The sequence below is a fragment of the Pedobacter sp. ASV1-7 genome (genome assembly GCF_040203335.1).
In the GTDB taxonomy this organism is placed as follows: Bacteria; Bacteroidota; Bacteroidia; order Sphingobacteriales; family Sphingobacteriaceae; genus Pedobacter.
On the sequence record NZ_JBEHBV010000006.1, the window covers coordinates 339,658 to 352,325 of the forward strand.

A 12,668-nucleotide genomic window follows, 5' to 3' on the forward strand; every position below is an offset into this window, starting at 1 on the left:
AAGAATGAAATTGATTCATTATTGTGGGATATGTATAAAGGATGGTTTTTACACAGCGCCACAGAAATAGATAGCGATAAGCAAATAGATATGCTATTGTTCTACGATGAAGTTAAAAATCTTTTACTGGAATATTGCTCTCCCACAAACACATAGCCCCTACACCAATTCTTTTTGCAACTGAAACAAATACTGTACAGCCTTTACTAATCTGCTTCCATACCAGGAGAACATCTCACCGTCAACCAACATTACCTTAGCTCCTGGTACTGCTTTTTTTATTTCTTCCGTATGCTTTTCCTTAAAAGGATAAGGCTCGGAAGAAAGAAAAATAAAGTCAGGCTTTAATTCGTTTAATTTACTAAGATCAATTTCAGGATAACGGCTTTGAGTGATCACATTTCTCAATCCATTAATGGTTAAAATATCATCGATAAAAGTATCCTTACCCGCTAACATATACGGCTCCCTCCATATTAAATAAGCAACTCTCTTATCAATTCCCTGTTGCAAGGCTAATGCTTGAAGATCTGTAAAACCTGCATTTATCAAAAAATTTAAATATGAAGCTTCAGGTTGTCTGTCTACCAACTCTCCTATCTGAGTAATGGTCTGTTTAGCATCAGCAAGTGTATAAATATCGCTCATCCAAACCGGAAACTCTGTCATTAATTCCTCGATCTGCGCTTGCTCATTCTCCTCTTTATTCCCAATAATCAGATCAGGCTCTAAGCTTCTGATCTGATCAATGTTTAATTTCTTAGTCCCCCCTATCTTCGTACGCTCAGCAAACTTTTTAATGGGATGAATACAAAACTTTGTTAAACCAATGACCTCTGTATCCAATCCCAGGTCAAATAACAACTCTGTTTGCGAGGGGACCAGTGAAATTATTCGTTTTGGAGGAAAATTGACTTCAATATCCCTATTAAGCTGATCCTTAAAACTGCGTTTCATTTTACAAATATAAACACAATTTAACGCAGGCTATCGGATAACTGTTCCGTCAGGTATAACAGCTCCTTTTTTTACCACAACAATACCATCTTTCACAGTATATAACAGATGATCACCATCCGGCAAATGATCTCCACCTATAATCTGTACATCATTACCAATCCGGCTATTCTTATCTACCAGTGCATTAACAATTTTACATCTGTCGCCAATTCCAATCAAAGGTCTACCTTTCGCAACCTCTTCTTCAATCTCAATTAATGTCTGATACCTGTCACTTCCCATAATGTAGACATTCTCGATAACGGTGTCCACTCCAATTCTGGCCCTAATACCAACCACAGCATGTGAGATCTCCTTAGCATGTAAAATACATCCCTCAGCTATTACAGCTTTATTTAAAGTTGTTCCCAATATTTTTGATGGCGGTAACATCCTTGCCCTTGTATATATACTTTGGCGACTATCAAATAGATTAAACTTAGGAATATCATCAGTAAGCCCCAAATTTGCTTCAAAAAATGATGATATATTACCAATATCAGTCCAATAGCCCTCATATTGAAAGCTCAACACTTTATTATGAGCCATTGCTCTTGGAATAATTTCTTTACCGAAATCCTTCTCATCAGGATTATCCAGTAAAATCCTAACCAGTAAGTCCCTGTTAAATATATAGATTCCCATCGAGGCCAGATAATCCCTTCCTTCGGCATGCATTTCTGCCCCTGTATCTGATGACCAGTCCGGAAGTAATTTCGCCGCCGGTTTTTCTATAAAAGAGGTAATAAAGCTATCTTCATTAACCTTTAAAATCCCAAAATCCGTCGCATCTTTAGCCGTTACAGGAATGGTTGCAATACTTACTTCCGCACCTTTACTCACATGCTCCTGAACCATTTTATTGAAATCCATTTGATATAACTGATCACCAGATAAGATTAATGCATATTCAAATTCATGATTCAATAAGTGATGCATAGTTTGTCTAACTGCATCAGCTGTTCCCTGAAACCATGTGGGATTATCAGGGGTCTGCTCTGCGGCAAGAATATCTACAAAAGCCGAACTAAAATGACTAAAATGATAAGTATTTTTAATATGCTTATTTAGTGATGCAGAGTTAAATTGTGTTAAAACAAACATTCTGTGTATCCCCGAATTCAGGCAATTAGAAATTGGAATATCTACCAATCGATATTTCCCACCAATTGGTACCGCTGGTTTAGAGCGTGTCTCTGTTAATGGCGCTAGCCTTGAACCTTGGCCACCGCCAAGAATCACCCCCAATACATTATCAGTCATAGTTTTACATTTTAAATGTGGTATAGATCTATATATTCTTGCGCTGCTTTATCCCATGAATGATCCAGCTGCATTATTAACTTACGTATTTCTTTAACATGCTTTGCATCTGTATACAGATCAAATGCACGCCCAATTGCATGTCCTACATCCCAGGAACTGGTTTGGTCATGACAAACCCCAAAACCTCCATCACCTATATCCAATACTGTATCTTTTAACCCTCCTATTCTCCTTACAATGGGAATAGTTCCATATCTTAAAGCATACATTTGATTTAAGCCGCAAGGTTCTACCCTGCTTGGCATGAGTAAAAAATCTGCAGCAGCATAAATCTGATGCGACAATTCTTCATTATAACCAATATAAGCATTATAATTCCCTGGGAATACATCTTTTAATTGAGATAAACGCCCCTCAACCTGTGGATCTCCGGACCCCAATACCAATATATTAATTTGATCAGAATAAGTTGTTAAAGCATTATAAAATATCTCGGGAAGCAAGTCTGCACCTTTTTCACCTACTAACCGACCTATAAATGTAAATAATGGTTTCTCCGGATCAAGGTTAAAGATCGTACATAGCGCTTGCTTATTGGCTTTCTTACCTGATTCCACAGTACGTGCATTATAATTTTTGGTAAGCATAGGATCGGTCTGAGGATTCCAAACCTCATTATCTATTCCATTTAAAATACCGAACGATTTGCTACGTTCTTGTGCCAATAAGTCTTCAAGTCCATTTGCCCTATGACTGATCTCGTCCAGATAGCTTGGTGAAACTGTTGTAACCCGCCACACACATTTAATTGCTGCAGCCAGTGGATTAATAGCACCACGCCAATCTAATTGACCGGTCTTCCATAAGTCAAATGCAGGAATATAATGCAATTTATCCCAACCAAATTGTCCCTGGTACTGGGCATTATGAATTGTCAAAATAGTTGGAACCTGGTTTAGTTTTCTAAATTGCTCACAATAGGCTGCCATAAAAGGCACTAGACCTGTATGGTGATCATGACAATGAATTACATCTGGTGAATGCTCCCATTGTGCAATCCAATCCAATACTGCAATCTGATAAGCCAGGAAACGTTCGGTATCATCTTCATAACCATAAACTAAAGGCCTGTCTAGCAAACCCTGTATATGCACAAGAAATAAATCAAATCCCAATTTATTGGTCTTTTCTCGAAATATTCTTACAGAAAAAGTTCGAAATCCAAGTTTAGCCCAGCCATCATATACCACCTCAAACTCATTCTCCTGTAAAAATTTAGTTTGGTATGCAGGCATGACTACCTTAGCTACATGTCCAAGCTTATTTTGATACTTAGGTAAAGCACCCACTACATCGCCCAAACCACCAACTTTAGCAATAGGATAACATTCCGCACTAAGGTGTATAATCTCCATAATCTGATGGTTTAAAAATCATCTCAAAATAGCGATTAACTAACGTAAAGCAAATATTTAGATAAAAATAATATTAAATAAAAAAACGGATATCCTATTCCAAAGAACAGTCTATCCGTTTTTTATCATAAACCTTTATTTAAACAGGCTTAAATTAATATATTAATCTGCTACAGCTCTGAACATCAATGCCGCAGCCGTCAGATTAGTTCTGCTATCAATTAATATTGCTGCACCATTAGCCTTATTATCTGCATAAAGATCAAAAGCAAGCTCATCAGCAGTTTTCAGAATTATTCTACCAATATCATTTAGCTTAAATTCATAAGCATCCTGCTTTTCTAAAGTATTGATATCAACTTTGTAAATGATATCTCTCACCTTACATTTGGTGACCTTACTATTATGTTGCAACAAATAAGTAATACTATCATCTAAAGGACGTGCATCCATCCAGCAAACATCAGCCTCTATCAACTGAGATTTTTGAGGAAGGTGATCTGAATTGACGATTACGTCTCCTCTGCTGATATCAATATCATCTTTCAGGTGAATTGTTACAGATTGCCCGGCATAAGCTACTTCAGGTTTTTTATCAAAAATTTCTATGCTATCAATAACTGAGCTATGGCCAGATGGCAAAACAGTTATCTTGTCATTTACATTAAATTCTCCACTTAAAATACGACCAGCATAACCTCTGTAATCATGCAGTTCGTCTGTCTGTGGCCTTATCACACATTGAACTGGCATACGAGCTAAATCAGATTCAGCTCCGGTTTCTACGTCTACAGTCTCAAGGAAATGCAACAAACTACGGCCCTTATACCATGACATATTTTCAGACTCATTTACCACATTATCGCCTTTCAATGCACTTACAGGAATAAAGTTTACATCCTTTAAATTCAATTCAGCTGCAAGTGTTTTATACTTATCTGTAATAGCAGTAAATACTGTTTCACTATACCCCACCATATCCATTTTGTTTAAACAAACAACCACATGCTCAATACCTAATAACGATACCAGATATGAATGACGAATCGTTTGTTCAACCACACCGTTTCTTGAATCAATTAAAATGATAGCTAATTTAGCTGTCGATGCTCCTGTAACCATGTTACGGGTATACTGAATATGTCCAGGGGTGTCTGCAATAATGAACTTACGTTTTTCTGTCTGGAAATACTTGTAAGCCACATCTATAGTTATTCCCTGTTCACGTTCCGCTCTTAAACCATCAGTTAAAATAGCTAAATCAATTGTTCCATCATCATTTTTGCGGTTAGAAGCTTGCAGAGCTTCCAGCTGATCAGCCAGAATAGAATCCGTATCATATAACAACCTACCTATCAGTGTGCTTTTACCATCATCAACACTACCGGCTGTAAAAAACTTAAGTATATTCATTAAAAGTATCCTCCTTTCTTACGGTCTTCCATTGCAGCTTCCGAAACTTTGTCGTCCATGCGGGCACCTCTTTCACTAATTTTTGACGCGCTGATTTCAGCAATAATATTATCCAATTCATCTGCGTCTGATTCAACAGCTGCAGTACAACTCATGTCTCCCACTGTGCGGAACCTTACTCTCTTATTTTCCACGATATCATCTTCATCCATATTTAAAAATGGAGAAGCTGCCATAAGCTGGCCATTACGTGTAATTACATCTCTGTTATGCGCAAAATAAATAGAAGGCAGACTCATGTTTTCTCTTTTGATATAGTTCCAAACATCAAGCTCTGTCCAGTTGCTGATTGGAAACACCCTTACGTTCTCTCCTTTATGAATTTTACCATTATAGATATTCCATAACTCCGGACGTTGACGTTTAGGATCCCATTGTCCGAACTCGTCTCTTACAGAGAAGATACGCTCTTTAGCTCTTGCCTTTTCTTCATCTCTTCTGGCACCACCAATACATGCATCAAAACCATGCAAAGCGATAGTATCGAGCAAGGTAACAGTCTGCAAGGCATTTCTACTCGCATTTTTACCAGTCTGCTCCACCACTTTTCCCTGATCTATAGATTCCTGTACACTTCCAATAATCAGTTTTTCACCTAACCTTTCTACCATTTCATCACGATAAGTGATGGTCTCTTCAAAATTATGACCAGTATCAATGTGTACAAGCGGAAAAGGAAATTTACCTGGCCTGAATGCTTTTTCTGCCAATCTTACCAAGGTGATAGAATCCTTACCGCCCGAAAACAATAAGGCTGGTTTTTCAAATTGCCCTGCCACCTCACGTAATATGTGAATCGCCTCGGCCTCTAATTCGTCTAAATAATCTAAATTATACTTACTCATGTTCTGTTGCAATTACGTTGTGGTATGTAAACCACATTCCTTTTTTGATTGATCTTCCCACCACCAGCGACCAGCTCTGAAGTCTTCACCTTCTCTAACCGCCCTGGTACAAGGTGCACAGCCTATACTTGGGAAGCCTTTATCATGCAGTGTATTGTAAACAATGTTATTTATTTTAATGTACTCTTTTACTTTATCCAACGACCAGAAAAAGATAGGATGAAATTTTATCATCTGATTTTGCTCATCCCATTCCAGATTTGCCATATCGTGCCTGTTTGTTGATTGTTCAGACCTGATACCTGTAACCCATAAATCATTTCCTTTTAATGCTCTCTTTAATGGCTCCAACTTACGAATTCCACAACACTCTTTCCTGTTCTCGACCGACTCATAAAAACTATTCGGCCCCTTCTTATCCACCATTTGCTGTAAAACCTGAGCATCAGGAAAATAAGCATGGATAGGTTTATTGTAAATTTCTAAAGTACGGTTCCATACATAATAGGTTTCCGGAAATAACCTACCTGTTTCCAATGTAAACACTTCAATAGGAAGATCATTGGCAAATATCATATGAGTAATTACTTGATCCTCCCAGCCAAAACTGGTAGAAAAAACAATTTTTCCAGGGTATTGATCAGCAAAAAAGCGTAATGCTTCAACTGGATCAAGATCCTTTATTTTTTCTGCTATTTCTATTAATTTTTCCTTCATGACTATACTAATTCAAGAATAAATTTGATGATGCTCCGCAAACTCACTAAAACCACTAGAATACCTACTGAAACCATAATGGTTTTAACAGAGATCCTATTGGAAACTTTTGCTGCAATTGGTGATGCCAGGGCACTACCAATTACTAAACCTGCTACTGCCTCCCAGTGTGCACCATTTAGCATGGTGATAAAGGTAAGCGAGCTCATCAGCGCTATAAAAAAGCGGGTAATTTTTACGGTACCCAAAGAAGTTCGCGCATTTCTTCCTCCTGCTATTAAACTAGACAATACAATTGAGCCCCAGCCACCTCCGCCAACAGCATCAATAAAACCACCGAAAAGCCCCAGTATTGAAATCTTCTTGATTTTACTTTGCTTTATTGTATTTTTTCTACTCACTTTATAGGCTTTCGATAAAATAACCAAACCCAGTATTAAAGTATAAAGCGAAACTACCGGCTTGGTATAATGGCTATAATGCTCTAAAGAAGACAATAAATACGCTCCAGTCACGGCCCCAATAATACCCGGAATCAGTAGTAACTTAAACAGCTTCCAGTTTACATTTCCAAATCGATAATGCATCCATCCGGCAATTCCATTACTTAGAATTTCTGATAAATGCACGCCCATACTTGCTGAAGCTGGCGGAACTCCCATTGCTATAGAAAACGAAGTACTGGTCACACCGTACGACATTCCTATTGCTCCATCAATCATGGCAAAAATAAATCCACCAATCAGAAACCAGTAAAACGTAGGATGAAGCTCGGTTAAGTAAGTCTGAAATTGAGGCTCTTTATGCCAAAAGGCTGTAACAACAATAGCAAACGAAAATACTATTGCAAGCCAGATCAACCACTTTAACTTAGGTCTGCTCTTTTCTCCATTAGTTTCAACAAGCGAAGCAGTAACTGCATTCAGCTTTTTAACTTTAGACGCAAAATCTCCATTTAGCGTATTTCTTAATGCCTGCATATTTTGCAGGGTATCATTTATTTCATCAGGAAGACTATCATTTAAGACTTCCTTTATTCTTTTTGCAATAGTGGGCGACTTACCATTAGTCGAAATTGCTATTTTTAAGTCTCCCTTTTTTACAATCGAGCCAAGATAGAAATTACATAAATCAGGCTTATCTGCAAAATTAACCAATAAATTCCTCCTGTCTGCCTCAAGTCTGATCTGCTGGTTTAAATCATCATTATTTGTAGCGGCTACCACAAGGTCTACGCCATCAAGATCCGATACATTAAACTCGCGTTTCAAAACTGTCACCCTTTCGTATTGATTCGCAAGCTTATTTAATTCAGGCAATACCTCTAAGCCTATTACAGTTACGTTTGCATCAGGACTGTTTTGTAAAATTGCATTCAGCTTTTCAAGTCCAACAGGCCCAGCGCCAACCAATAAAGTATGGATGGTTTCTAATTTAATGAAGACAGGAAATAACTGGTTGTCTTCCATAAAACCTACAATTCTTCCTTTAAAGCCTGATAAAAATCTTTAATAGGCTGAAAAGAAGGATGTAAAGAAACCACTTCACCAAAAACAAGTAATGCCGGAGCTTTGATATTCTTTTCTTCTACCAATTCAACAATTGTATCTACAATACCTATAGCTAGTTTTTCATTTTCAGTTGATCCACTTTGAATGGCCGCTACCGGTAATAGGTTTTTGCCTTCATTCTGATATAACTTAACAATCTCTTTTAATTTACCTAAGCCCATCAATACCACAACTGTAGCTTTTGAACGTGCTGCTTCATACAAATCATTAGAAATGTGACCTGAAGCAGTGGTTCCTGTTACCACCCAAAAGCTTTCGCTTAACCCACGATGTGTAACTGGAATCTGCTGCAAACCAGGCACTGATATAGAACTTGATAAGCCTGGGATAACTGAAACAGGAATACTATATCCATCTGCATAATCCAACTCTTCGTAACCTCTGCCAAAAACAAAAGGATCACCACCTTTTAATCTTACAACATGGCCATAGTTGAGTGCATAATCAACCATTAGTTTATTTATAGCATCCTGGCCATAAGAGTGTTCTCCGGATCTTTTACCTACATATACCTTGATGGCATTTGGATTGGCATAATCTAATACACCTTCATTTACCAGGGCGTCATATAAAACCACATCAGCTGTTTTAAGTGCATTAGCACCTTTCAGTGTAATTAATTCAGGATCGCCCGGTCCAGCACCAACTAAAGTAATTTTTGGTTCTTTATTTTTTATTTGAGTAATCATTGTAACTGTCCCTCTCTTTTTTCCTTGATTGCACTGTAAAAAGCTTCCACATCAGCTAGATAAGATGTAGCGAAAGCCTCATTTGGTTCATTTTTATTAATTTGTAAGACCAGGTCATTAAATGAACCATTTAACACGAACTCACCTGTTTCAATATAATTTTTATCAAACTCTCTGATTACGCCTATCTGAGTACTACTGTTTACACCCTTATCAAGCAATAGTGCTTTTGCAATGCTAACAAATACAGCATAGGTATGATAAATAGCATCTGACCACGCACCAGCTTCATACGAGGCTTTTGCCCATTCAAGCTTTTCTTCAGACTCATATAATAAAGTTGCTACAAGGTCAATAATCACACCAGCACATTCTCCAACCCCTATTGCTGGCACGAATATACTTTCATGCCCCCAGTCAACAAACTCTTCATCTTTCAGATTGCCTAAATCAGCAAGCGGCTTTAACATCTGATAAAAATAGTCTTTACCATTTCTGTCGTAATATTGATGGAAACTTTCCTCTTTTTGAGCATTCGCTTCAAAGTCATTTAAAATAGTTCTCAGCACATCTGTTGCACGCTTAGATGGCGCTTTAATAACACGCTCAGCTACTCGGCCTGCACCATCTCCAATAGTACCACCACCTAACATCACTTGTACTGCAGGTACAACTTTACCATTTGCTTTTACTGAACTTCCATGAAAACCAATATGCGCCAAACCATGTTGTCCGCAGGAATTCATACAACCACTGATTTTGATTTTAATGTCTTTATCATAAATCAGCTCAGGATATTCTTCATAAATCACATCTTCAAGAGCGACAGAAAGCGACATGCTATTTGAAATACCTAAATTACAAGTATCTGTACCTGGACAAGTTGTAACATCTCCAACACCATCAAAGCCAGGTTTTGCAAAGCCTAATTCTTTAAGCTCAACATATAATGCTGGTAATGCAGCTTCTCTAACAAATTTGAGCATTAAACCCTGGTTTTGTGTAACGCGGATTTCATCAGCAGCATAAGGTGCAATAGCATCAATTAGTTTACGAGCTTGTTCTGTTGGAATGTCACCTTTGGTAACTTTTATGTATACAGCGAAAAAACCTTCTTGTTTTTGAGCAACAACGTTGGTAGCTCTCCAATGTTTATAATCCAGACTGCTGGTTACTTCATCTAAAACTGGGTAATCAATCAGTTCAGGGATTTGTGTTGCCGGAACTGCATCACGATCTATTTTAAAAGACTTAACCTTATTCGCAATACGCTCTTCTTCTATTAATCTTAAAACTTCTTCCAATCCAAGTTTCTGAACCAGATACTTCAAACGTGCTTTATTACGATTCGTACGTTCACCATAGCGATCGAATACCCTAAGCATAGCTTCTGCATAAGGAATAATCTGGTCTTCATGTAAAAACTCATGAACAAGCTCGGCTAGGAAAGGTTGAGCACCCAAACCACCACCAAGTAAAACTTTAAAACCACGCTCACCTTGCTCATTTATCTTAGGAATAAAACCAAGGTCATGTATATAACTAAAAGCGGTATCCCTCTCATCAGAGGAGAAAGAAAACTTAATCTTCCGTCCCATTTCCTGACAAACCGGATTACGCAAAAAGTATTTAAAAAAAGCATGAGCATAAGGAGACACATCAAAAGGCTCATTTGGGTTAATACCTGCATCAGGTGAAGAAGTTACATTCCGAACAGTATTACCGCAGGCCTCTCTGATCGTCACGTCATCACGTTGAAGTTCTTCCCATAATTCAGGAGTCCTATCTAAGCTCACATAGTGAATCTGGATATCCTGACGAGTAGTGAGGTGCAGATTTCGACTTGCATACTCATCCGATACATCAGAAATACGTAACAATTGTTTAAAAGTTACTTTTCCAAAAGGCAGTTTGATGCGTATCATTTGTACGCCTGGCTGTCTTTGGCCATAAATACCACGTGCTAAACGTAGACTTCTAAATTTCTCATCATGGATTTTACCATCGCGAAATGCTCTGATCTTTTTATCAAGATCAATGATATCCTTCTCAACGATTGGATTCTCTAACTCTGTCCTAAAACTGTGCATGTCAATTTGGTTCTATTTAAAAAAAGCTCCTCTGTCTAAAGACTGGAGAAGCTTGTATTCTTTATCTCAACAGTCCGTAATTCTACTCGTACATGCAACGCATGTTCAGGCAAATAGTACTGTTGTTAGTTTTGTTCATAAAGCAAATATATAAAGTATACAGGAATAGTAGTGTATTTATTTATAAACAATATGTAATTAATTGATTTACAATAGATTATTTTACATAACAAACATTCTAAAAAAGTCATTTCATTCTAATTTTAAAAGTAACACGTCTAAATTATCCCTTTTTAATAATATAAACCTTCAACAACTATATCTATGTTTTTTCACGTTAATGTAATTTCGTGTAACACCTGAAACTCTTTTCCATCCAAGCTGTAATTAATACAAAATGAAACGAAAAATAAATGTCCTGCCCTTTGCAGTAATCTCTATACTATTCTTCTTAATTAATAGTTATGTACTTTCCGGGATTCATACCTTAAGTATGAACCCAATCATAACCCCGATATTCTGGATTATAACAACTTTAATATTGCTGGCCCTTATTTATGCTATCCAACGTATGCGTGATAATGGCATGGATATGCTCTTCAAAATTGCTACCCATGTTTTCCTGGTTTTATTTGTAGCAGAACTTGTTTTTATTCTGCTCTTGCTCCCTCCCGATCTTTACCGTCTGATAGCTAAGACACCCAGAAACATATATTGGGTACAATTTGCAATGATCATGTTTATTCTTACCGTAACCTTATTTGTATATGGAATTGTAAAGGGAAAGTATGCTTATCGAGTGATAAAACACACTTTATACTTCAAAGATTTGCCAAAAAGTTTCGATGGTTTCACCATTACCCAGATTTCGGATGTACATGCCGGAAGTTTCAAAAGCCCTAAAGGAGTTCAAAGAGGTATAGATCTGATCAAAGCTCAAAACTCCGATCTATTTGTATTCACGGGAGACCTTGTAAACAATAAAGCGGAAGAAATTGAACCTTGGATCAATTATTTTTCACAAATCAAAGCCCCTTATGGACAATTCTCTATATTAGGGAACCACGATTATGGGGACTACATAAAATGGGATAGTGAGGCTGCAAAAAGAGCCAATCTGCAACAATTAAAACTACATCATGCAGAATTAGGATTCAGATTATTGCTAGACGAACATATAGAATTATATAAGAATGGTGAAAAAATTATACTTGCCGGTGTAGAAAACTGGGGTATTGGTTTTGGTGAACGTGGAGATCTTAAGAAAGCACTATCTGACACCAATCCATCGGATTTTAAAATTCTATTATCTCATGACCCTACACATTGGGATAATGAGGTTAAAGACCATCCCACTAAAATAGCATTAACCTTGTCTGGGCATACCCATGGCATGCAATTCGGTATTGAAGCTTTAGGTATAAAATGGAGCCCTGTTAAATATAGATATGCACATTGGGCAGGAATTGCTGAGAAAAATGGCAGGTTTCTGAACATAAATCGAGGTTTCGGTTTTCTCGGTTTTTCGGGGCGTGTAGGCATCTGGCCTGAAATTACAGTGATTGAACTTAAAAGGATTGACAATTAAATTATCATAGAAAGG

Annotated in this window: 10 protein-coding genes; 1 reads left to right on the forward strand and 9 read right to left on the reverse strand. The window is 37.4% G+C overall.

Translation table 11 applies throughout. The annotated features are described in order from the left end of the window. Positions 1-159: 159 nt before the first annotated feature. The 9 genes from ABDJ41_RS15880 to ABDJ41_RS15920 all read right to left on the reverse strand — a co-directional run bounded on the left by ABDJ41_RS15880 (position 160) and on the right by ABDJ41_RS15920 (position 11,065). Complete coding sequence (locus ABDJ41_RS15880) at positions 160-957, reverse strand: ABC transporter substrate-binding protein (protein WP_349787054.1); 798 nt, start codon at positions 955-957, stop codon at positions 160-162. Positions 958-987: 30 nt separating this feature from the next. After that, positions 988-2,262: a glucose-1-phosphate adenylyltransferase gene (locus ABDJ41_RS15885; protein WP_349787055.1), complete on the reverse strand. Its 1,275-nt coding sequence runs from the start codon at positions 2,260-2,262 to the stop codon at positions 988-990. A gap of 11 nt (positions 2,263-2,273) precedes the next feature. Continuing rightward, on the reverse strand, positions 2,274-3,680 hold the full coding sequence (locus ABDJ41_RS15890; protein WP_349787056.1) for a glycogen synthase: 1,407 nt from the start codon (positions 3,678-3,680) through the stop codon (positions 2,274-2,276). Positions 3,681-3,842: 162 nt separating this feature from the next. Next, positions 3,843-5,093: a sulfate adenylyltransferase subunit 1 gene (locus ABDJ41_RS15895; RefSeq protein WP_349787057.1), complete on the reverse strand. Its 1,251-nt coding sequence runs from the start codon at positions 5,091-5,093 to the stop codon at positions 3,843-3,845. Beyond that, positions 5,093-5,998, reverse strand: coding sequence for a sulfate adenylyltransferase subunit CysD (cysD, locus tag ABDJ41_RS15900; RefSeq protein WP_349787058.1), 906 nt, complete (start codon positions 5,996-5,998; stop codon positions 5,093-5,095). The genes ABDJ41_RS15895 and cysD overlap by 1 nt, the downstream gene beginning before the upstream one ends. A 12-nt stretch (positions 5,999-6,010) precedes the next feature. Beyond that, the gene (locus ABDJ41_RS15905; protein WP_349787059.1) at positions 6,011-6,715 is read right to left on the reverse strand and encodes a phosphoadenylyl-sulfate reductase; all 705 of its coding nucleotides are present in this window, start codon (positions 6,713-6,715) and stop codon (positions 6,011-6,013) included. Between the two features lie 2 nt (positions 6,716-6,717). Beyond that, positions 6,718-8,184, reverse strand: coding sequence for a TSUP family transporter (locus ABDJ41_RS15910; protein ID WP_349787060.1), 1,467 nt, complete (start codon positions 8,182-8,184; stop codon positions 6,718-6,720). A gap of 5 nt (positions 8,185-8,189) precedes the next feature. Further along, on the reverse strand, positions 8,190-8,975 hold the full coding sequence (cobA, locus tag ABDJ41_RS15915; protein WP_349787061.1) for a uroporphyrinogen-III C-methyltransferase: 786 nt from the start codon (positions 8,973-8,975) through the stop codon (positions 8,190-8,192). Then, entirely contained in the window at positions 8,972-11,065 is a 2,094-nt protein-coding gene (locus tag ABDJ41_RS15920; RefSeq protein WP_349787062.1) for a ferredoxin-like domain-containing protein, read from the reverse strand. Before ABDJ41_RS15920 ends, cobA begins: the two co-directional genes overlap by 4 nt. 397 nt (positions 11,066-11,462) lie before the next feature. On the opposite strand from ABDJ41_RS15920, the gene ABDJ41_RS15925 reads away from it, so the two are divergent. Then, complete coding sequence (locus ABDJ41_RS15925; RefSeq protein WP_349787063.1) at positions 11,463-12,653, forward strand: metallophosphoesterase; 1,191 nt, start codon at positions 11,463-11,465, stop codon at positions 12,651-12,653. Positions 12,654-12,668 lie beyond the last annotated feature (15 nt).